This is a genomic window from Vibrio sp. CCB-PB317 (genome assembly GCF_022808245.1).
Classification (GTDB): domain Bacteria; phylum Pseudomonadota; class Gammaproteobacteria; order Enterobacterales; family Vibrionaceae; genus Vibrio; species Vibrio diabolicus.
Map to the genome: position 1 here is coordinate 380836 of NZ_JALGNU010000003.1, position 22672 is coordinate 403507.

A 22672-nucleotide genomic window follows, 5' to 3' on the forward strand; every position below is an offset into this window, starting at 1 on the left:
TTGTTTCGTTATTTATATTTTAGTAAATGTTCGAGTTGCGTCAGTTTTAAGCTCTAGCTTCTTCTGTTTCTTCTTCCGTCTCACATTGGTTTGGAATTGTACAGCCGTGGCCTTGTTGTGGAAGGTAAGCCGCAATCGCTTTTGGATACAACCAACCACCAAAACACGCGCCTGCAATCGGAGCAAGTAAAGGCACGATAAAGTAAGGAATGTCTTTAGCACCTGTCAGAGCGTAATCCCAGCCTGCGAAGTAAGCGAACAGTTTCGGTCCAAAGTCGCGCGCAGGGTTCATCGCGAAGCCAGTTAGTGGGCCAAGAGAACCACCGATCACGGCAATCAAAATACCGATTAACAGCGGGTTCATTGCACCTCGTGCAGCGCCGTTATTTTCATCGCCCAAAGCCAAAATCGCAAACATCAGCACGGCAGTGATAACGAATTCCACAGCAAAAGCGCCAAAGAAAGAGAGGGAAGCATGTGGATAGGTTGAGAAGATACCAGCGGTTGCTAGTGCATCTTGGCTACTGCGGACGAAGTTATGTGCGATTTCGTAGTCGGTGAAAAGGTTGCTGTATAAGCTGTAAACCAACGCAGCAGAGCAGAATGCGCCAAGCATTTGGGCGATGATGTATGGCACCACTTTCGCCTTATCAAAACCATGGAACATAGCGAGTGCGATGGTTACCGCTGGGTTGATGTGCGCGCCTGAAACGCCGGCAGTACAGTAAATAGCGATGGCGACACCTAGGCCCCATACAATACTGATTTCCCATTGTCCAAATGATGCGCCTGTTAGAACTAAGGCTGCGACACAGCCTACGCCGAAGAAGATAAGTAGTCCTGTACCGATAAACTCGGCCAAACATTCTCCGAGCAGAGAGGGGTGTTTGTTCGTTGTCATGTTAAAAGTCCTTTGATCATTTTTGCCTGTCTAGCACGATACTATTGTGCACATATAAACGTTTGCGAAAACAAACGCGCGTTAAAAATGAGCGTTTGAGCATAAAATTGTTAATCAAAGTCTTCGTTTTTGTTAAATGGCGCATCTTTTAATCGAAAAAGAAAACAACGAAAAGAATTTCTTTGCTACGAAGTGTGTTTTGGAAGCGCTCAAATTACCGATGTGAAAAAGAATGCACAACTGGTAAGAGGAGTTTTGTGAAGCTGCTACGTGCTTGGGGATTTATTACTCAGATTTTGCGTAGTAATTAACCCTAAAGAGGTAAGGCGAGGCCAAGTACATCAAGGACTAGCGGTGATATCAGAAAATGCGTTGCTATGTTTATATCTCGAGAGGAGCTTGTTATCCAAATTAGTGTTAATTATGAAAATGGAGAGGAAAATAAACATGGTTTATGTCTTGTGTTCGTAAATCACTGTCTAGGTTTGAGTTCTGATAACATTAGTTTTGTTATTTCGTTTGATACTAAGCGCGAACATTTTTCATCTTTTTAGTTATTTAGTGGTTTCGCGTAACAAGGATGGATGTGAAACACCCTTTTTACGGTTAATTTGTGTTCTTATTCGAGCCTTTGTTTCATTGGTTTCGAATTGGAATGCTCAAATGAGAGGTTGAAACATCAGTTTCATATTAACTAATTATGAGTAAAGTTGAACGATGGTCTAATTAATGTGCTCTAATTTACTGTATTTACTTATATTTAATTCATGTGCAACATTTGTCACAGAAATAAAATCCTAACTCAATACAATTCATGAACTTTCGAACGAATATTTTTTTTGTTTCGTTCGCTCCTTTTGTGTTTTTTACCATCGCATACAAAATAATGAGGTTCCTATGTTTGGAATATTCAAACCTAAGGCGCACATTGATCGTCTGTCCCCAGGCAGTATCGATAGCACCTACTCTCGCCTCCGTTGGCAACTCTTTATCGGTATATTTGTTGGCTACGCCGGTTACTATCTGGTTCGTAAAAACTTCAGTTTGGCGATGCCTTATCTTATCGAGCAAGGCTTTAGCCGCGGTGACTTAGGTGTCGCGCTGGCAGCTGTTTCCATTGCATATGGTCTCTCTAAATTTCTAATGGGCAGCGTTTCTGACCGCTCCAACCCTCGCTATTTCCTTAGTGGCGGCCTACTGATGTCTGCATTAGTGATGTTTTGCTTTGGCTTTATGCCATGGGCGACTGGCAGCGTCACTGCGATGTTCATTTTGCTTTTCTTGAACGGTTGGTTCCAAGGCATGGGGTGGCCCGCATGTGGACGAACCATGGTGCACTGGTGGTCACGTAAAGAGCGTGGTGAGATCGTTTCGGTTTGGAACGTGGCACACAACGTGGGTGGCGGTTTGATTGGTCCACTATTTATTCTTGGCCTGTGGGCATTTAACGATGATTGGCGCACTGCATTTTATGTTCCTGCATTTTTCGCCACGTTGGTTGCTGTGTTTGTTTGGATGACGGTTCGCGATACGCCTCAATCTTGTGGTTTGCCACCGATCGAAGAGTATAAAGACGATTATCCTGATGACTATGACAAGTCGCACGAACAAGAAATGACAGCCAAGGAAATCTTCTTTAAGTATGTATTCAACAACAAGCTGCTTTGGTCGATTGCAATTGCAAACGCATTTGTTTATCTAATTCGTTACGGCGTACTGGATTGGGCACCAGTTTATCTAAAAGAAGCGAAGGATTTCTCGGTAGATAAATCGTCATGGGCTTACTTCTTATACGAATGGGCCGGCATTCCAGGCACGTTATTGTGTGGTTGGATTTCAGACAAATTGTTCAAAGGTCGTCGTGCACCTGCTGGCATCTTATTTATGGTGCTAGTGACCGTTGCAGTGATGGTTTACTGGTTTAACCCTGCTGGTAACCCAATGGTGGACATGATGGCGCTGATTGCAATTGGCTTCCTAATCTATGGTCCGGTTATGCTGATTGGCTTGTACGCACTTGAGCTCGCTCCGAAGAAAGCCGCTGGTACTGCTGCTGGTCTTACTGGTTTATTTGGGTACTTAGGTGGGGCAGTTGCCGCAAACGCGATTCTTGGCTACACGGTAGACCACTTTGGCTGGGATGGTGGCTTTATCATCTTGGTTGGTTCTTGTATTACTTCTATTGTGTGTTTGATGTACGCCTTCTTAGGTGAGCGTGCGCACCACGAGCAAAAAGAGCGCGAAAAGGAAGCGCTAGCGTAATATTTATTTAAAGAGGCAGTGGAATACTGCCTCTTCGCTTTATCAAGGAAATAACAATGAAAACAAAGTCAGTATGTCTTACTTTTTTAGCACTTAGCCTCTCAGCTGGTGCGATTGCAAAACCACTTGTAATTGCACACCGTGGCGCATCGGGTTACTTGCCTGAACACACGCTAGAAGCCAAAGCGCTTGCTTACGCAATGAAACCTGACTACATAGAGCAAGATGTGGTAATGACGAAAGACGACCAGTTGGTCGTATTGCATGACCATTACTTGGATCGCGTAACGGATGTTGCGGAGCGTTTTCCTGATCGTGCACGCAAAGACGGTCGCTACTACGCGATTGATTTCACACTGGCGGAAATCAAATCCTTGCGAGTAACTGAAGGCTTTAATATCGATGACAAAGGTAATAAGGTCGCTGGTTATCCGACACGATTCCCTATGTGGAAATCGGATTTCACTGTGCCGACGTTTGCTGAAGAGATAGAGTTGATCCAAGGCCTTAACAAGACGTTGGGCTACGACATCGGTATTTACCCAGAAATTAAAGCGCCTTGGTTCCATCGACATGAAGGTAAGGACATTTCTAAAGCGGTACTTAAAGTATTAAAGCATTACGGTTACGGCTCGCAAGACGACAAAGTTTACCTGCAGTGTTTTGATGCGAACGAACTGCAACGCATTAACAGTGAGTTGATGCCCGCAATGGACATGGATTTAAAGCTCGTTCAGCTCATGGCTTACACCGATTGGAACGAAACTATGGTGTACAAAGGCGATACAGCAACGCCATACAGCTATGATTGGATGTTCGAAGCCAACGGCATGAAGAAAGTGGCGAGTTACGCCGAAGGTATTGGACCTTGGAAGCCGATGCTGGTGGATGATAAGTCAACCAAAGACAATATCATCATCAAGCCGTTGATGAAGGCTGCAAAAGACGCTGGCTTGCAAGTACATCCATACACGTTCCGCGCCGATCCAGGACGCATTCCAGCGTACACGGACAGCTTTGAAGGCATGATGGATGTGTACTACAACCAAGTAAAAGTGGATGGTTTGTTTACTGATTTCCCAGATAAAGCGGTCAGCTTTTTAAATCAGTAATCAGCACACACGCATTTTGCTTTAAGCTAAAAAATCCCCCAACAGTTTCCTGCTGGGGGATTTTTCTTAACTATTTATTAGTTGTTTTTATGCAGTTCGCTGTTCAGTTCAACCGCGCTCTTGTTTGCAAGACACTCGATTTGACCTGTCACAGAGTTACGACGGAACAGTAGGTCAGAAACACCAGCAAGGTCGCGTGCTTTCACCACTTCGACTTCTTGACCAGCAGAATCTAGCATGCGCACTTTAGAACCAGCAGTCACGTACAGACCTGATTCGATAGTACAACGGTCACCCATTGGGAACCCAAGACCTGCGTTTGCGCCTAGTAGAGAGTTTTCACCGATGGAAACCACCACTTTACCGCCGCCAGATAGTGTACCCATGATAGATGCACCGCCACCGATGTCTGAACCGTTACCAACAACAACGCCAGCAGAAATACGGCCTTCAACCATGCTTACGCCAGTAGTTCCCGCGTTAAAGTTGATGAAGCCTTCGTGCATTACCGTTGTGCCTTCGCCAACGTGTGCGCCAAGACGAACGCGAGAAGTGTCTGCGATACGAACACCAGTTGGTACCACGTAGTCCACCATTTTAGGGAACTTGTCTACGCAATCTACGCTTAGCGTACGGCCAGCTAGGCGAGCTTCGATTTGACGCTCAGCCAGCTCAGGTAGGTCGATTGGGCCTTCGTTAGTCCATGCGATGTTGTGTAGTAGACCGAAGATGCCATCCAGTACTGTGCCGTGTGGCTTAACTAGACGGTTGGAGATAAGTTGAAGTTTTAGGAAGCCTTCAGCAACAGATTGTGGTTGTTCATCCGTAGCTAGGATAACCAGTACAAGCGGCTGTGCTGATTCTGCTGCTTTGGTTGCGAAAGATGCGTTTGCTGCATCGCCGTTTGCTTCGAAAGCCGCCGCAAGTTCTGCGCTTTGTGCTGCAGAGATCTCGATAGCTTGGTTGCCTTGTTCGTAACCTGCTACTGCTGCTAGTGCGTTAACAAGCTCTTCATTTGGGTTAAGAACAGGGTTTGGAAAAAACGCTTCAATGATTTTGCCATCGCGGTTTTTAGTCGCTGTACCAAAGGCTAGAGAAAAGAAAGCCATAGTTGATCTCCATGTGTTGAGTCTTGTGTCTCGTCTGTTCACTGACAAGAAATAATTAAGTTGTCAGCCATCATAATGAGAGTGCTAGGGAGTTTAAAGAGGGGAAATAGATAAAGTCTGTAGATGGATACCTTTTGTCTTTTGGGAGATATGTCTGTCTGATGAGAAATGTGGTTGTGAGGTGGTCAATTAGCAGGTGTTTGTTGAAATGAAAGAAGGCGATTTGTCGTATCTGTGCTCGAAAGAAAGGGCGATCTTTCCATGATGATGTGTGCCTTCAGATACAAAAAACGCCACATGATGCGGCGTTTCTTTAACAAATGAGAGGCTTATGCAGCGTCTTCTTGCTTATCTTCTTCTACAGATTCAAGCTTTTTTGCTTTCTTTGGTGCCGGTTTGCGTTTTGCACCCAGTGCGTAAAGCACTTCTTCTTTGTTTTGAGCGAGGTACATCGCAAGATCTTCTTGCTTACCTTCGTCTTCTAGAAGTTCACTTTTACCTAGCAGCGTGAATAGTTCGTCTGCCATGTCTAGCATTTTATCGTATGCGTCAGCTTCCGCTTTAGAGGTAAAAGTCATTTTCTCTTCTCCATTGCGTTCTACCACGTACTTGACGATTACAGCCATGGTTGGTCCCCTAACTTGGTGTATTGATACTGGCTTTTTATACAGTTTTTGACCAGTTAAGTCTAGCGACAAGCCTAAGAATGAGAGACACGTACAACTAACTGACCAGCATTTAAACTATCTCCGTTTCACTTGGAGGGTGTATCCTCTAGATAAAGGTTATTTGGTCGTTCCCAGTCTTGGCAAAATTCGATAAACGTTCTGAGTAGTGGGCTTTGGTATTTCTCTTTGTGAACCAGTAGCCAGAAGCGACGTTTCATATCTAAAGGCATGTCGAGCAGTTTTACGCGACCGTCACGAATAGCAGGTTCTGCAGACAAACGTGACAAGCAACCTAAGCCCAGCCCAGCAGATACTGAGTTGATCAACGCTTCGGTGGTATTGAGCTGAAAAGCTTCATGCCAATGTTCCAAGCGCGGCGCGACAACGCGCATAAAAAATTCGCGTGAACCAGATCCCGCCTCTCGCAATATCCATTCACTGTTTTCTAGCTCGGTTAAGTTTACTGGCCCTTCGTGCGCGGCTGGATAATCGGGCGCGCAAATCACGCACATTTCATCTTCGCTAAACTGGGTGGACTGCAATTCAGGGTGAAGTGTTTTGCCTTCAATGAGGGCTATGTCTAACTCGTAATCGGTCAGCATGTCGCAGATTTGTGCAGAGTTAGAAATGAACAGGCTTTGAGAACGATGATTCGTTTGCTGACGAAATTCGCTAAGCAAATAGGGCGCGACTTGGTTGCCAATGGTGTCGCTGGCACCAATGCGAAGTTGGCCCGATAGCGCTTGGTCACCATCGAAAATGCTCTCGATGTCCTTGGCTCGGTTGAGTAATTCATCCGCCAGTGGCAGTAGCTTTTGACCTTCTTGGTTCAAAATCAGTCGGTTATTAACACGATCAAACAAGTGATGGCCGATCTGCTTTTCTAATTCTGAGAGTGCCATGCTCACAGCGGCTTTTGATAAAAAGAGACTATCAGAAGCTGCTGTGAGCGTTTTGTGTTGCGTGATCGTCGTAAACACTTTCAGTTGTTTAATAGAAATGTGACTTGCCATACCCCACCGTTAAGTAATTTTGAACGTTTGTTTTAAATAATTAGATATATCGGAACGAAGTGCAAGCGTATTATACGCTCCATCAAGAGTGAGTCTGGTTGAGGTCATCATGATTCAAAGAACAAAAGCAAAAGTAATGGGAGCACCAACTCCGATGGCGGGTTTGGCTCTTGGTATTGCAAGCTTAGGCTGGAGTTGGGAAAACTTCGCCGAATTACATGGCTACGGACAGTGGATTAGTGCGGGTATTGCGAGCGTATTGTTGGTTATATTGGCAACCAAGTTTTTGCTACATAACCATCTATTGAGAGAAGATCTTGCTCATCCGGTTGTGGGCAGCGTGGTTCCGACATTTGCGATGGGCACTATGGTGGTATCGAACTCTCTAGGCCATTTTTACCCATTGGCTGGTGATGTACTTTGGCTGATTGCAGTGGTTCTGCACATCGTGTTCTTGGTGAGCTTTGTTTACCATCGCGCCAAAGATTTTGAATTGCACCACATGGTTCCTAGTTGGTTTGTACCGCCAGTGGGTATCATCGTTGCGGATGTGTCTTTCTCTGGCAACCCGATGTTAGCACCAGTGGCACAAGGTGCATTGATGTTTGGTATGGTGGCGTACGCGATCATGTTGCCGATGATGATTTACCGTTTCATGTTTACCCATGAAATTCCGGATGCAGCGAAACCAACAATGGCAATCATGGCAGCGCCAGCAAGTCTATCATTGGCAGGGTACTTAACGGTCACTGCGACACCATCACCGGTGATCATCGCTATGCTATTTGGTATCGCGGTATTGATGACAGCCATCATTTACCTCGCATTCTTTAAATTGCTTAGACTGCCATTTAGCCCAGGCTATGCGGCGTTCACTTTCCCGATGGTGATCGGTGCGACGGCGCTGTTTAAAATGGCGAATTGGATGGAATTGCAAGGATTGGCTGCGCACTATGTTCAACAAGTGCGAGGCTTAGCTGGTCTTGAGTTGATTGTGGCAACATTTGTTGTCTCTTATGTGGCTTTACAATACATCAACAACTTATTGATTCAGCCACGCTTGATGCACGCTCATCACGCTTAAATAGCAGATAGGAAAAAGCCTCTTGGTCTTACAACCAAGAGGCTTTTTTATTTCAATCGGCGTCGATGTTGGACACTAGCCTTTTTTGTAAAATCGCGACATCTCATCCAGAGAATGACGAATGATATCGACAGGAACTTTCTGTTCTTTCACGACTTTTAACTGGCGATTCAGTTGCTGAGAGTGCCCGCCAGGATTGACCACAAGCATCAGTTCTTTGCCGACCAATGCATAGTTGTAGTAGCTGCCAGCAATATACCAATCGCGAGGGGCAGAGCTATCAAACAAGTTATGACCAACGCTGTATGAACTCGTTGTGCCTTGAACGTCAAACAGCGTATTCATCATGGTTGGCACGACGTCGAAATGGGTCGTGCGGTAATCAATTTGGTCTGGTTGACGATTTGGTATGTACACGTAAAGAGGCACATGCACTTGTACGTCACTGTAGTTACCCGTGTGGCCCCAATAGTTCATCTTATGGTCGTTAAACTCTTCACCATGATCAGATGAAATCACCACAATGGTGTTGTCTAAGTCGACGTTTTTCAGTACATCGCCAATCAAGCTATCGATGTAGTACAACGAGTTCTTGTATCGATTGTGGTAAAGCGAAGCGTCAAAATCGTTGTTGAGCAAAATGTGGTCAACGCGTTCCCAGTATGGTTTGAATTTCGCAAATTCAGGTTCGGGAAATACTGTGCCGTGGGCGGCATCGTAGAACAGAAAACCAAAGTACGGCTTATCGCTGTCCTGCTTTTGGAACTCGATGAACTTGTCTGTTATCTGCTGATCGCGCTCGACAGCTGTTTCCCCAGTTTGTTTCAAGGTCAAGTCCGACACTTTTTTGAATACCGTGCGAGAAAGTGGCGGGCTGGTGAGCGGTGCCGAGCCAAAAATGCCCATGCGGTAGCCTTCTGCTTGCAGCGTATCCATAAAAACAGGAGAGCGTTGGCTTGCGTAAAAGCTTTCCCAGTAGGTCGCGGGCAAGCTGTAAAACAGGCTGAAAATACCCGCTTGAGTTGAGTTGCCGCCGCTCATATGTTGTGTGAAATTCACTGTTTTTTCGGCGAACTTGCTGACATTTGGCATGACTTCCGGCGTCGCATCACTGTAGCGCCACGCGTCAACCAAGATAAACAAAACATTGGGCTGCTTCTCTTTGCTTTGCACTTGAATGGGCGCAAGCGGGTAGTTGAGTGAGCTACGTTCAATGTTGGTTAACTCTACGCGGTTCTTCGATGCAATGTTCTCATCCACTAGGTCGTGTTTGTAAATAAATTTACGAGCCGTCAGCGGGTAGTAAAGTGGCCAGTTATTCGAAAACTGACTGACTTCATCGTCGTAAAGCGCGTTTTTGTACGCATGAATCATCTGCGTGCTAAGCAATACAGCAAACCAGACGCTGAGCAAAACGAACTTAGCTCGGCTTTCTGCCAGTTGATTACTCATCCAAACGGTACAGGCGAGCCCGATCACCAGAACGGCAACTTCACTGATGAAGATTAGCCAACTCATCCAAGAAATATCGAAGACATCACCGCCACCTTCGAAAAACATACGGATTAATAGGGCGTTGATGTGAAGTTTGTATTGCTGAAAAACGAGGATATCGACTTTAAACATGATCAATAGACAGATCGCGATAGCGATCACGATGCCTTTGAATGCTCGATTCGGTAGAAAAGAGAGCAATAAACTCAACAACATAAATGGAAGAGCGATCAAGCCCAGCCAGCCATATTGAGTCGAAACTAAATAGTAACCTTGCAACAAGGTTAGTGGTTCATTCTGATTGTTAGACAACACAAAAGGATAACAAGCGATCGACAGATACACTGCAAAGCAAGCAAAAAAAGCAATCAGCCAAGCGCTGTTGGAAGACAGTTTGCGAAACATACTTTTTGTTTGTTTATAAATTATGGGTAGTGGGAGTATAAAACAGTGTTTTTTATTATGGAATAGTTGCGACGAATGTCACATTTTGTATGGAAGTGTCAGACTTGATTGACATGTGAAAATTAAGAAGATTCATACTCTATTTGAGTGATATATAACCTTTTGTTTTTTCCGAACGCGAGATCACTGCGGGTTTAAATGGGGCTGTGCTAAGCTAGCTAACAGTTTCAATCGGCGCTCGGTATTCCCAATTTGTTTACTGTTTATCATTCCAACCAAGTTGACGTTCTCAAATCACTCCTTGTCGAACTGATTCGAATCAGTCCGCTGGAAAACCCGTTCGAAAAAGAACAAATTCTGGTTCAAAGTCCGGGCATGTCCCAGTGGCTAAAAATGGAATTGGCCAAAGAGTTTGGTGTTGCCGCCAACATTGATTTTCCGCTTCCTGCTACCTTCATTTGGGATATGTTTACGCAGGTGTTGCCAGACGTGCCAAAACGCAGTGCGTTTAACAAAGAAGCGATGACGTGGAAGTTGATGCATCTGCTTCCGGGGCTTCTCAACCAAGAGGTGTTTTCGCCGTTAGCGCAGTACCTCAAAGATGACAGTGACCACTCTAAGCTGTATCAGCTGGCTGAGAAAATTGCCGATATTTTCGATGGTTACTTGGTGTATCGTCCGGAATGGATCGCAAGTTGGGAAGCTGGGCAGAGTGTGCCAGAGCTGGAAGATGAGCATCCGTGGCAGCCGATCCTGTGGCAAGCGTTGTACGATCACACTGTGTCATTAGGACAGTCTCCTTATCACCGTGCCAACCTTTATGAGCACTTTATCGACACATTAGCGAGTTTTAACGGCAATTTTGACCATTTACCCAAGCGTTTGTTTGTTTTTGGTATTTCTTCGTTGCCGCCTCGCTATATGGATGCGCTAAAAGCAATTGGTGAACACATCGACGTGCATCTGATGTTCACCAACCCGTGTCGTTATTACTGGGGTGAAGTTCGAGATCGCAAATATCTGGCTCGTTTGGCGGCGAAACATCGTCAGCACGTTGTGTGGCAGGACGATCACTCGGAAGTGCAAGGTGAAACTGAGCAACTGAAAGGCTCATTGGAAGATAATGTGATCGATGAGCTGCACACCGATGTGGTTGGAAACAGTCTGTTGGCGTCCATGGGTAAACTCGGGCGTGACAATATGTATCTGTTGTCTCAGCTGGAATCTCATGAAATTGAAGCCTTTGTTGATGTTGAGCGCGACAGTCTGCTCCATCAATTGCAAGCGGATATTCTCAATCTTGAAGAACATCAAGATGACCAACAGATTGAAAACAGTCATCACAAACAAGTGGTTAGCTTGGGTGATAAATCACTGAGCCTACACGCTTGTCACAGCCCGATGCGTGAAGTGGAAGTGCTGCATGATCAACTATTGGCGATGTTCGATGCTGACCCAACGTTAAAACCGCGCGATATTATCGTGATGGTCGCGGACATCAACGCTTACAGCCCTGCGATTCAGGCGGTCTTTGGTAACGCACCGGGTGAGCGTTTTATTCCATATTCGATTTCTGACCGAACCGCCGATCAAGAGAGCCCAATTCTGGCCGCATTTATGCAGTTGGTGAACTTACCCAATACGCGCTGTTTGGCATCAGAACTACTCGAACTTCTGGAAACTCCAGCGATATTAAAGCGTTTTGAACTCAGCGAAGATGATTTCTTACAAGCCAAACAATGGGTTGAGGAATCGGGAATTCGCTGGGGGTTGGATGCCAATACCGGACGCGAATTTGAACTGCCGGAAACCCGTCAAAACACGTGGCAATTTGGTATTCAACGCATGTTGCTTGGCTACGCGATGCCAGAATCCGCAGGTTTGTTTGAAACCGAGCAAGGCAGTTTATCTCCGTACAACGAAGTGCAAGGCATGGGCGCAGAGCTGGCGGGCAAGTTGGCACACTTTATCCAACAAATTAGCACTTATCGAAGCAAACTTTCTCATGTTCAGACTATTGATGGTTGGCGAGAGACTTTGGTTTCACTGCTGGATGACTTCTTCTCAGTTGAGTTAGAGGGCGAAATGGCGCTCAAATCCATTCGCGATACGCTCAGCCAACTCAAAGAGCAATTAGCTGATGCCGCATTTGATGATGCGTTGTCGCCGTCGATCATCAGCCAATACCTTCAAAACAAATTATCTGGCACACGAGTCAGCCAGCGCTTCCTGGCTGGTCAAGTGAACTTTTGTACCCTGATGCCGATGCGCTCTATTCCGTTTAGAACCGTTTGTCTACTGGGGATGAATGACGGCGTGTATCCACGCTCCATGCCGCCAGAAGGCTTTGACTTGATGACGGGAAGAACCAAGCCGGGCGACCGTTCACGCCGAGATGATGACCGTTACCTATTCCTCGAAGCGATGTTGTCTGCACAGCAAACGCTCTACATCAGTTATGTTGGCCGTTCAATCCAAGACAACACCGAGCGAGTGCCTTCGGTTCTGGTTTCTGAGCTGATGGAATACTGCCACCAAAACTATTGTTTAAGTGGTGATGAAGCGTTGCCCGTTGATGAGTCTGGCGACAACTTATTAAATGCGTTGGTGAATACCCACGCCATGGTGCCGTTTAGCCCAAGTGCGTTCCAAGGCACGCACGCCAGCTACGCGAAAGAGTGGATTCCAGCGGCATTGACTCAAAGTAGTCAATCGCAAGGCTATGTTCGTCGTGATTTTAATCGTGCATTAGACGACTATCTGTTAGGAGCGACGTTCCCACTTGAGCTCGACTTAGTCGAGTTGCAACGTTTCTGGCGCTTACCGGTGCAGTATTTTTTCAATCGTCGCTTAAAAGTAATCTTTGAGCCGCCACTGCCGGTGATGGAAGACGACGAACCCTTTGTTTTAGGTGGTTTGGAAAGTTATCAAATGCGTGATGAGCTGTTAGAAACCTTGCTTGAAACGACATTGATGCAGCCAGAGAAAAAAACAGAGGTGCTTAAACACTTTATGAGTCAACAGCGCGCGCAAGGCAAACTGCCGGTGGGGGCGTTTGGTGATATCGAGTTTGAAACCAACCGAGTTCAGGCGGAAGAGCTGGTGGACAAACTGGCGTTTTTATCTGGTGCGCCTCAAGACGATCTGGAAATCGACCTGACGTTTGATTCCTTGTTTGAGCGAAATGAAGGCGAAGAGAAAAACGTTCGCCTGACTGGTTGGCTGACTCAATGCTACCAATCCGGTTTGATTCGCTACCGAAGCGGTAAGATTCGAGCGCAAGATTACCTTGCAGCGTGGATCGATCACCTTGCCATGTCGGCGTCGGGTTATGCCAAGAAAACTCATCTGATTGGCTACGATCGTAAAGAAGGCGCGCTGCATTTGATCTACCCAGACATTGCCGATGCGCAGTATGCCAAACAGCTACTGACTGAATTAGTTCGCTTGTTCTTCGAAGGCATGACTAAGCCTTTGTCTTACTTCCCGAAAACGGCGTTGGCTTGTGTTGAAGCGGGCTTTAGCCGTGGTCAGTGGGTCGATGACGAAGAGAAATCTTTGAAGAAAATGGCTGACGCATTCAATGATGGCTTCATGAGCCCGGGCGAAGGCAATAATGCGTACATCTCTCGAATTTGGCCAGCTTGGAATGATGAGTTGGCCTCAGAAGTTCGTTTGCTGACAGCATTAGTTTTGCAAGGTGCGCGCTTAGCGATTCAAGACGCTGATGACGTAAAAGCGTAATAAAGACAGTTGGATAAAGAGAAGGAAGAGTAGGGTGGCCGCCAGAAAATCATTATTTTTTGTAGGGCGTTCGCTGTACGGCCACAAGGTCAGAGGGACCATGATACTTTTGTTTAATTCATTTGAGTTGTGCCGCCAAAAAGGTTTGGCTTATCTCGTGGGGCGCATACTAACGGTACGTCTTATGGATAACCGTGAGAAAGATCTCACAAAGCTCTAAATTATCCAACTTGTTAAACATATTAATAGAATTTTTAACTATAGATCACATTTATTAGGTGATACGTCCTAGTAAATAATCCGGAGAGATTCAGCGTTATGGATCAAATGTCAGGTGCAGAGTGTCCTCTACATACGTTAGACCGCACAGAGCAACCTCAACCAACGCCACTAGAACCGATGACGTTTCCTCTGCATGGTGCGAGGTTAATCGAGGCATCAGCAGGTACAGGTAAAACCTTCACTATTGCAGGTTTATATCTGCGCCTTTTGCTTGGTCACGGCAGCGCGGAAACTCGACATCGCGTACCGCTTACGGTCGACCAAATTCTGGTCGTAACCTTTACCGAAGCGGCAACTGCGGAATTACGCGATCGTATCAGGGCAAGAATCCATGATGCGCGAATCGCGTTTGCGCGTGGACAGAGTTCCGATCCGGTGATCCAACCTTTGCTTAATGAGTTTGACGATCACAAGCAAGCCGCAGAAATTTTATTGCAGGCAGAGCGTCAGATGGACGAGGCGGCGGTCTACACCATTCACGGTTTTTGCCAACGTATGCTAACGCAAAATGCGTTTGAATCTGGCAGCCGATTTAATAACGAGTTTGTGACCGATGAAAGTCACCTAAAAGCGCAAGTTGTAGCCGATTACTGGCGTCGCAATTTCTACCCGTTACCATTTACCTTGGCTGGGGAAATTCGCCAGCTATGGAGCTCTCCATCTGCGTTGTTGTCTGACATCAGCAATTACTTAACCGGTGCGCCGTTAAGCCTTTCTGTTCCTGCAATGAAAGGTAGTTTGGCTGATCTTCATACTGAAAATTTGAAAAAAATTGATGAATTAAAAGCACAGTGGCGAGAAAGCCAAGATGACTTCTTCACGCTGATTTCAGATTCAGATATTAACAAACGCAGCTACACCAAAAAGTCTCTGCCGACGTGGTTGGAGGCGGTGAATGCTTGGGCGGCAACGGAAACCACAGGTTACGATTATCCAGACAAGCTGGAGAAATTCGCGCAAAACGTCTTGTTGGAAAAAACACCGAAAGGCAGTGCGCCGCAGCATGCGGTATTTGAAGCCATTGAAACATTTCTTGCCAATCCAATCAGCTTAAAAGCGCCACTGCTTGCTCATGCGATTGAGCAATGTCGTGTGATGCTGGCCAACGCGAAAAATCAAAAACAGTGGCTCTCTTTCGATGATTTGCTGACGCAACTTTCTGCTTCTATCGATACGGACGAAAGCGAGCTTTTAGCGGCGCGTATTCGTACTTTGTACCCTGTCGCAATGATTGACGAGTTCCAAGATACCGATCCGCTTCAATACAGTATTTTCAGCCGTATTTATCTGAACAACCCGGAATGTGGTTTGTTTATGATCGGTGACCCCAAGCAGGCGATTTATGGCTTTCGTGGCGCAGACATTTTCACTTATATCAAAGCACGTAACCAAGTAAGTGCCCACTACACGTTAGGAACCAACTGGCGTTCTAGCGCAGATATGGTGCAGGCGGTAAACCAAGTATTTGCTTTGCCAGACAGTCCATTTATCTATGATTCGGATATTCCGTTCTTACCCGTTAAGTACAGTCCCAATGCCGAAAAACGCATTTGGACTATGGGTGGCCAAAAGCAACCCGCGCTGACCTATTGGTTGCAAGAAGCGGACGATAAACCGCTACCCAAAGGCGAGTATTTGACTCGAATGGCAGAGGCGACCGCAAGCCAAATCCAAACTATTTTGACGCAGGCTCAACAGGGGCAAGCGTGTCTGGTGAATGGCGAAAAACAGAAAGCGGTTCAAGCGGGCGATATCGCGGTGTTGGTTCGAACAGGTAGTGAAGGTCGAATGATCAAACAAGCGTTGGCTGATCAAGGCATTGCTAGTGTGTATCTGTCTAACCGAGACAGTGTGTTTACCAGTTCGGTGGCGCAGGATTTACAGCGCCTGCTGCAAGCGGTGCTGACGCCAGAAAATGACCGTGCACTGCGTGCAAGTCTTGCTTCTGAGCTGTTTGCCCTCGACGCAGCAAGTTTGGATGCACTTAATAACGATGAAATTGTGTGGGAAAACGCCGTTAACGAATTCAAAGAATATCGCAAACTTTGGGTTCAGCGTGGTGTGCTGCCGATGCTGCGCGCGGTGATCAGCAAACGCCATATTGCCGAGCGATTACTAGAAGAAGGCGCGAGTTCACAGGGTGAGAATGGTGAGCGAGTGCTTACCGATTTAATGCACATCGGTGAACTGCTTCAACAAGCCAGTAATGAACTGGACAGCGATCACGGTCTGCTGCGTTGGATCGCTCAGTCTATCAGTGATGCGGAAAATGGTTTGGGTGGCTGTGATGACCAAATCCAACGTTTAGAATCGGAACGTAACTTAGTGCAGATCGTGACTATTCACAAATCAAAAGGCTTGGAGTATGACCTCGTATTTCTGCCGTTTGTGTTCAGCTATCGAGAAGCCAGTGAAGCCAAATATTACGATGCAGCCAATGACCGCACGGTACTGGATATCACTGGCAACGATGCGTCCATGAAGCAAGCGGATAAAGAGCGTTTGGCGGAAGACTTACGCTTGATATACGTGGCACTAACGCGAGCTGTGTATGCGTGTTTTATCGGTGCCTCGCCTTTGCGCAATGGCCGTTCGACCAAAGAGCCAACTGGCGTACACCGCTGTGCGATTGGCTATTTGATTCAAAATGGTCAAGAAGGTGGTATTAACGATTTGCACCAAGGTTTAACAAAGCAACAAGACGAGCTTGATTGTGTCGTTGTGGCCGAACCGCCGCAGCAACTCGAAGAGAAGTACGTAGCGCCACAAGAAGAAATACACGATCTTAGCGCGAAAGAACTGCAAAACCCTATCGACAGAAACTGGCGCATCACCAGTTATTCTGGCTTGGTCAAGCAAGGCTCTCATCACGCCGAGCATGATGCCACGATTGAGATTACGGGTTTTGATATCGACTCATCTGAAGAGCAAGACGAAGCCGATTTGGTGGAGCCAGAGCGCTCTATTTTTACCTTCCCTCGTGGTGCGCGTCCGGGTACGTTCCTGCACAGCTTGTTTGAGGAAATTGAATTTACTCAGCCAGCCACTACTGAAGAGAATACACAAATCATCCTTGGTTTGATGGAAAGCGAACAGCTCGATGAAGAGTGGTTGCCCATTTTACAACAATTGATTGATACCGTACTCGCAACGCCGTTGGATGGTAAGTCTTTGCTGCTGAATCAAAAAGCACCGTCGCAACGTTTGGTGGAGATGGAATTTTTGTTGCCGATTGAAGTGTTGTCTGCACCGGCGTTAAACCGAGTCATTCAACGTCACGATCCGTTGTCGGCGAAAGCGGGGGATTTAGGTTTCCAAACCGTGCAAGGCATGCTCAAAGGTTTTATCGACTTGGTGTTTGAACATCAAGGTAAATACTACGTGCTTGACTGGAAATCGAATCATCTTGGCGACGATGTAACGAGCTACCATGGTGAGGCTCTGAAATCGGCCATGGCGGATCACCGCTACGATTTGCAGTATCAGATTTATGCGTTAGCACTGCATCGTTTCCTACGCAGCCGATTGGCGAATTATCAATATGAGCAGCACTTCGGTGGCGTGTATTACTTGTTCTTGCGCGGCATGGATGGGCAGAGTGACCACGGCATTTTTGCCGCGAAACCAACCTTAGAGTTCTTACAAGAGATGGATCGTTTGATTGATGGTCAAGTACTTGAAACGCGCTCAACTCAAGCCGGGCAGATGGAGCTACTTTAATGACGACAAATCACAATCTTCATTCTGACCAAGATAGCCTATTGGTAGTGTTGGAACGCTTGGCGCACAAAGGCGCGCTTCGTCAGCTCGACTACCAATTCGCCTGCTTTATTGATTCTCAAACTAATGATGAACAGCCTGACAACCAAGCATTGGCGTTTATCGCGGGTGTTGTCAGTAGTGAGCTTGGCAAAGGACATATCTGTCTGTCTCTGTTCGATGCACAAGGGCAATCTACGGATTTAGCCAGTAAGCTAGGGCTGTTTGGTGAGTCGGCATTGGCGCTCAACACACAGTTGCAAGGCATAGACTGGATTGAAGTATTACAAAATTCCAGCGTGGTTGGCGCGCAAGGAGAAGCCTTGCCGCTGATGTTCGATGGTGAGCGTCTGTATCTGCACCGCTATTGGCATTATGAAGTGACATTGGCGGAAAAGCTCAATCAGTTGGGCGCCGCAGTTAACTTGCAACCACAAGAGTTTGCGCGATTATCCGCGTTGCTCAACCATTTGTTTGCACGCCAATACCATTTTCTGTTTAACGCGTTGGGCAAAGCAGTAGAAGCGGGAAGCAGCAACCAAGTGTTGCGTCAACAATTGGTGTGTGACCACCTTGATGTGGTCGCAAGCGAATCGTTGGATTGGCCTGCGATTGATTCCGTGCTTAGCAATGCGCGCAAGGTTCAAGATTTGCAAATACTGGATGAACTCGCACCACTCTCGGCTTGCGTGAACTGGCAAAAAGTCGCGGCGGCAGTTGCGTTAACCCGTCGATTTGCTGTGATTTCTGGTGGTCCAGGCACGGGTAAAACGACGACAGTAACCAAATTGCTTGCCGCTTTGATTGAACAGGCGACGCACGAGAAAAAACTAACCATCAAGCTGGTGGCCCCGACGGGGAAAGCGGCGGCGCGATTAACCGAGTCCATTGGTAAAGCGGTGCAAGAGCTGCCAGTTTCTCCGGAGCTAAAAGCCAAAATTCCGACTGAATCAAGCACCTTACATCGGTTGCTGGGCGCGATTTCTAATAGCGCAGAATTCCGTCACAACAAGCAAAATCCACTGCATTTGGATATTTTAGTTATCGACGAAGCGTCGATGGTCGATTTGCCAATGATGTACAAAGTGGTCGATGCCTTACCGAAACATGCGCGGCTGATTTTGCTAGGTGATAAAGACCAACTTGCTTCAGTTGAAGCTGGGGCTGTGTTGGGTGATATCTGTTCGTTCCATGCATTGGGCTATGGCAAAGAGCAGGCATCAGCCATCGCAAAACTGACGGGTTTCGATACTTTAGCGCATACGGGTAACAGTGCATCTAGCATTGCCGATAGTTTATGTATGCTGCAAAAGAGCTACCGATTTGATGCTCGCTCAGGCATTGGTCAGTTGGCAAAAGCGGTTAACTCAGGTTCTGCTGCGAGCGTAGATAATATCTGGGCGAAAGATTTTTCTGACATCGAACATTTCGCGCTAAGTAGCCAACATTACAACCAAATGATGCAGACGTTGGTGCAGGAATACGGTCGTTACCTCAAACGCATTGGACAACAGGAAACTGATCCTAAAACCGGAGAGCCAGAGTCGCTAACGCACAAAGCCAAAGCGGTGTTAGATACCTTCAACCAATGCCGACTGCTGTGCGCGATCCGTGAAGGTGACTTCGGTGTGGCTGGGCTAAACCAACGCATCGAGAAAGCGCTCGCGGCGCGCAAGTTAATTCAGGTTCACGATGAAATTTGGTATCACGGCAGACCCGTCATGGTTACGCGTAATGATCACGGTTTAGGTTTGTATAACGGTGATATTGGTATTTGTATGCGAGATGACAGTGAAGATGAACCGCGTTTGAAAGTCTTTTTCGAGTTACCTGACGGCAGTGTGAAATCGGTCTTGCCAAGCCGAGTACCTGAACATGAAACGGCTTACGCCATGACCATCCATAAATCGCAAGGCAGTGAATTTGATTACACCCTGATGATTTTGCCACCAGACTTTAGCCCGATATTAACCCGTGAGTTGATTTACACAGGCATTACCCGCGCGAAAAAGCGTTTAGCTCTTTACGCCGAACTCAATGTTCTGAAGCGAGGTATTAAAGTGAAAACCACTCGTGCGAGTGGGTTAGTAAAGCGGCTTACCAACTAAAACAAGAAGACCGAGCTTATGGCTCGGTCTTCTTTTATGCATGTTTTGCAAACGCATTGGTAAAAGATACGCTGCGTATTTTGTATTGCTGTTGATAAGCAAGAATAAAATCTCGGATAGCGTCATTTACGGGGAAAACACAGTGGACGTCTAGGCCTTCTAAAAACTGATTGTCAGCCATATCCCAGAAGCTTTGAAGCGAATTACAAATGATTGTTCTCATAACAGTGCTCGTCTCGGCTTATTTAAAGTCAGATTAACAACTGTCCTTGGTACGCAATACGGAGCTAACTAGTTTTTCAATTGCCCAGTATTTTAGGGTGAAGGCTACATTACATCACCTAGATCCATTCGTGTTGGTTAAAAACCAATCACTAGCGAGCAGAGTATAGCCAACCAAATGTATATTTAAAAGATAAAATTGGAACAAAAATTAAGCAATGGTTTGCGCATTTCTAAGTTGGTGTTCATATGATGACTCGCTAGCTCGAAGCAGGATTTATGTGAGGCCTTACTCCAAAACAAACTTGATGTGCAGGATTGAGCGTCAATGAGCTGAATCCCGCACCTTGAGGTGTTGGTATACCGGAACCTTAAATTTCTCTTCCTGATTTAAGGTTAAGCTACAAATCTAGCGCTAAGATTTTTGACTTACGTTGGAAGTTATATAGCCCTTGTTTGGCTCCGGGCAAATAGTCGACACTGACTTCGTAAAAACCTTGCTCTCTGAACCAATGCAAACTGTGTGTCGTGAGGACAAAGATTTGATCAATGGTTTCGGATTTAGAACGATGCTTCATGTAGTTGAGCAGTAACAAACCTCGGTTTCCATCACGATAGTCAGGGTGAATCGCTACGCAAGCCATCTCAGCTTTGCGCTCTTCTGGGTATGGATAAAGGGCAGCACAGCCAATAATCAGACCGTCCTTTTCGATAATGGTAAACTTTCCAATCTCTTGCTCTAGCTGCTCTCGAGAGCGCCTAACGAGTACACCTTGTTCTTCTAAAGGGCGAATGAGGTCTAAGATGCCACCAATATCGTCAATATTAGCTTGTCTCACTTGCTCAGCGCTCGCCATAACAACTTGGGTTCCGATACCGTCGAAAGAGAACAACTCCTGAATTAAGGCTCCATCCACTTTATAGCTGATCAAGTGGCTACGAGGTACTCCGGCACGACAAGCGGCAATAGAGCCTTTAAGAAAGCGCAGTGTCCCAGTGTTGTAATCTAGGTCAGGAGACGTATTTTCAGAGAGCGTTTTGATGACATGCTCCGCCTCAATTGGCAGCAACTCGGCGACAGCATTACCGTTGTCATCAATGACACCTTGTTCTGAACAGAAACCAATCAGTTTGTCTGCGCCTAATTTGATCGCCAGTTGTGTCGCAACTTCTTCAGAAAGTAAGTTAAAACACTCGCCAGTCACAGAGCTCGCAATGGGGCCAAGTAGCACAATAGAGCCTTGATCAAGAGTGCGGTTGATAGCATCGGTGTCAATGCGGCGAATACGTCCACTATGGCAATAGTCCACCCCGTCATCAACGCCGAGTGGCTGAGCAATGATGTAGTTGCCGCTAACGACATTGAGCTGGGTACCTGCCATCGGAGTATTGTTGAGGCTCATTGATAGGCGCGCAGTAATCGCAAGCTGAAGTTGTCCGGCAGCTTGCATAACAACAGATAAAGCCGATTCATCTGTAATGCGGATATTTTTGTGGTAAGGCGTAGTGAGGTCTTGTTTTTTTAGCAGCTGATTAATTTGAGGACGTGCACCATACACCACCACGACTTTGATTCCGAGGCTGTGCATGAGTGCGATATCATTAATAATATTGCCAAAATTTTTGTGTGCGACGGCTTCTCCGCCCAGCATGATCACCATGGTTTTTCCGCGGTGAGCATTGACATAAGGTGTTGATTGACGGAATCCTTTTACGAGAGCAGTACTACGAATTTTCACTACAGCCATTCCTTTGTTTAATTATGTTAAAATAATGCCTTTTTATTCACTTGGTGGCAAGGTGAAATTTTGGAATAAAGCACAAACATATTGAGGTAGGTTCTTGGTCCCGTTGAAGGGGAGAGTTACAATGAGCGCGTCTTTTCTCAATACGTGAACCTCATGTCTTCTGCTGTTAATAAGAATGCTGCGATCACTGCTTCAAATCTGTCAAAAACGTCATCTAAATCAATGCTTCGTAAGTGGCTAGAGCGTTCTCTCATGCTTATAGCGATAGTTGGAACCGTTGTCGTGTGCATGCTGTATAGTGATTTGATTACACGAACCATTAATCCGCCCATTCCTAAATCGACTATTTATGGCCGCTGGGTTGAGCAAGATGTTGCGCCTTATGCTCGTGAAGAATTTGTGTTGAGTGAGCGCGGTGTTACTGTAAATGGTTCTACAGTGGCGACCAGTTTTGAATTCGATGGGGATTCGTTTTCGTATCGAGTGGGTTCAAATGAGCGGCACTTCAATTTTGTGGGTAAGCAGCATGCAGAAATGAAGCTGGATGCCAATGCACATTATCTACCTGTATTCCGTTTAGAGGGGCGTGCAAGGATTGCGGTAAGATAGTCGTTTTTATCATTGTCTTTTAAGCAGAGATCTCTTGCGTCTGTGAGTCACATGGATGATCACAATTTCATCTCTCAATAGGTAAATCTTACTTTCAAACATAATCCGGACAATTCCGTAATTCTTCCGCTGTTATCATGTTGCATTAACTG

General features: G+C 46.2%; 14 protein-coding genes. 7 read left to right on the forward strand and 7 right to left on the reverse strand.

Going from position 1 to position 22672, the window contains the following annotated elements; all coding sequences use genetic code 11:
* Positions 1–46 precede the first annotated feature (46 nt).
* The gene (locus tag MTR11_RS18940) at positions 47–901 is read right to left on the reverse strand and encodes an MIP/aquaporin family protein (protein WP_046875005.1); all 855 of its coding nucleotides are present in this window, start codon (positions 899–901) and stop codon (positions 47–49) included.
* An 897-nt stretch (positions 902–1798) separates the two neighbouring features.
* Between MTR11_RS18940 and glpT the strand changes: the two genes are divergently transcribed.
* A complete protein-coding gene (gene glpT / locus MTR11_RS18945; protein ID WP_006742417.1) occupies positions 1799–3163 on the forward strand; it encodes a glycerol-3-phosphate transporter in 1365 nt (454 codons plus the stop codon).
* Positions 3164–3219: 56 nt separating this feature from the next.
* Complete coding sequence (gene glpQ / locus MTR11_RS18950) at positions 3220–4275, forward strand: glycerophosphodiester phosphodiesterase (protein WP_243328202.1); 1056 nt, start codon at positions 3220–3222, stop codon at positions 4273–4275.
* A gap of 77 nt (positions 4276–4352) precedes the next feature.
* Here the strand turns inward: glpQ and dapD are convergent, their stop codons facing one another.
* The 3 genes from dapD to MTR11_RS18965 form a co-directional block, all read right to left on the reverse strand.
* On the reverse strand, positions 4353–5384 hold the full coding sequence (dapD, locus tag MTR11_RS18955; RefSeq protein ID WP_012841475.1) for a 2,3,4,5-tetrahydropyridine-2,6-dicarboxylate N-succinyltransferase: 1032 nt from the start codon (positions 5382–5384) through the stop codon (positions 4353–4355).
* Positions 5385–5713: 329 nt separating this feature from the next.
* On the reverse strand, positions 5714–6010 hold the full coding sequence (locus MTR11_RS18960; RefSeq protein ID WP_041852896.1) for a YebG family protein: 297 nt from the start codon (positions 6008–6010) through the stop codon (positions 5714–5716).
* 128 nt (positions 6011–6138) lie between these two features.
* Positions 6139–7065 (reverse strand): LysR substrate-binding domain-containing protein, encoded by a 927-nt coding sequence (locus MTR11_RS18965; protein WP_243328203.1) that lies wholly within the window; start codon positions 7063–7065, stop codon positions 6139–6141.
* Positions 7066–7174: 109 nt separating this feature from the next.
* Here MTR11_RS18965 and MTR11_RS18970 point away from each other — a divergent pair, with 109 nt between their 5' ends.
* Entirely contained in the window at positions 7175–8149 is a 975-nt protein-coding gene (locus MTR11_RS18970; protein ID WP_025533968.1) for a TDT family transporter, read from the forward strand.
* Positions 8150–8224: 75 nt separating this feature from the next.
* Here MTR11_RS18970 and MTR11_RS18975 read toward each other — a convergent pair whose 3' ends face one another.
* Entirely contained in the window at positions 8225–10048 is a 1824-nt protein-coding gene (locus tag MTR11_RS18975) for a DUF3413 domain-containing protein (protein WP_243328204.1), read from the reverse strand.
* A gap of 252 nt (positions 10049–10300) precedes the next feature.
* Between MTR11_RS18975 and recC the strand changes: the two genes are divergently transcribed.
* The 3 genes from recC (at position 10301) to recD (ending at position 19941) form a co-directional block, all read left to right on the forward strand.
* On the forward strand, positions 10301–13792 hold the full coding sequence (gene recC, locus MTR11_RS18980; protein ID WP_243328205.1) for an exodeoxyribonuclease V subunit gamma: 3492 nt from the start codon (positions 10301–10303) through the stop codon (positions 13790–13792).
* A gap of 327 nt (positions 13793–14119) precedes the next feature.
* Complete coding sequence (recB, locus tag MTR11_RS18985) at positions 14120–17794, forward strand: exodeoxyribonuclease V subunit beta (RefSeq protein WP_243328428.1); 3675 nt, start codon at positions 14120–14122, stop codon at positions 17792–17794.
* Complete coding sequence (gene recD / locus MTR11_RS18990) at positions 17794–19941, forward strand: exodeoxyribonuclease V subunit alpha (protein WP_243328206.1); 2148 nt, start codon at positions 17794–17796, stop codon at positions 19939–19941. Before recB ends, recD begins: the two co-directional genes overlap by 1 nt.
* 34 nt (positions 19942–19975) lie before the next feature.
* On the opposite strand, the gene MTR11_RS18995 is transcribed toward recD, so the two are convergent.
* Positions 19976–20164: a hypothetical protein gene (locus MTR11_RS18995; protein WP_005380230.1), complete on the reverse strand. Its 189-nt coding sequence runs from the start codon at positions 20162–20164 to the stop codon at positions 19976–19978.
* A gap of 400 nt (positions 20165–20564) precedes the next feature.
* Positions 20565–21902, reverse strand: a complete 1338-nt coding sequence (gene argA, locus MTR11_RS19000; RefSeq protein ID WP_053809817.1) for an amino-acid N-acetyltransferase — start codon at positions 21900–21902, stop codon at positions 20565–20567.
* A 162-nt stretch (positions 21903–22064) separates the two neighbouring features.
* Between argA and MTR11_RS19005 the strand changes: the two genes are divergently transcribed.
* Positions 22065–22520 carry a DUF2850 domain-containing protein gene (locus MTR11_RS19005; protein ID WP_005380234.1) on the forward strand — a complete coding sequence of 152 codons (456 nt, stop codon included), beginning with the start codon at positions 22065–22067 and terminating at the stop codon, positions 22518–22520.
* Positions 22521–22672 lie beyond the last annotated feature (152 nt).

Bases quoted from the DNA above. Each gene is read 5' to 3' on its own strand.
- glpT (WP_006742417.1), top strand. From the start codon at position 1,799: ATGTTTGGAATATTCAAACCTAAGGCGCACATTGATCGTCTGTCCCCA.
- MTR11_RS18995 (WP_005380230.1), bottom strand. From the start codon at position 20,164: ATGAGAACAATCATTTGTAATTCGCTTCAAAGCTTCTGGGATATGGCT.
- MTR11_RS18940 (WP_046875005.1), bottom strand. From the start codon at position 901: ATGACAACGAACAAACACCCCTCTCTGCTCGGAGAATGTTTGGCCGAG.
- MTR11_RS18965 (WP_243328203.1), bottom strand. From the start codon at position 7,065: ATGGCAAGTCACATTTCTATTAAACAACTGAAAGTGTTTACGACGATC.
- recB (WP_243328428.1), top strand. From the start codon at position 14,120: ATGTCAGGTGCAGAGTGTCCTCTACATACGTTAGACCGCACAGAGCAA.
- MTR11_RS18960 (WP_041852896.1), bottom strand. From the start codon at position 6,010: ATGGCTGTAATCGTCAAGTACGTGGTAGAACGCAATGGAGAAGAGAAA.
- glpQ (WP_243328202.1), top strand. From the start codon at position 3,220: ATGAAAACAAAGTCAGTATGTCTTACTTTTTTAGCACTTAGCCTCTCA.
- dapD (WP_012841475.1), bottom strand. From the start codon at position 5,384: ATGGCTTTCTTTTCTCTAGCCTTTGGTACAGCGACTAAAAACCGCGAT.
- MTR11_RS19005 (WP_005380234.1), top strand. From the start codon at position 22,065: ATGTCTTCTGCTGTTAATAAGAATGCTGCGATCACTGCTTCAAATCTG.
- recD (WP_243328206.1), top strand. From the start codon at position 17,794: ATGACGACAAATCACAATCTTCATTCTGACCAAGATAGCCTATTGGTA.
- MTR11_RS18970 (WP_025533968.1), top strand. From the start codon at position 7,175: ATGATTCAAAGAACAAAAGCAAAAGTAATGGGAGCACCAACTCCGATG.
- MTR11_RS18975 (WP_243328204.1), bottom strand. From the start codon at position 10,048: ATGTTTCGCAAACTGTCTTCCAACAGCGCTTGGCTGATTGCTTTTTTT.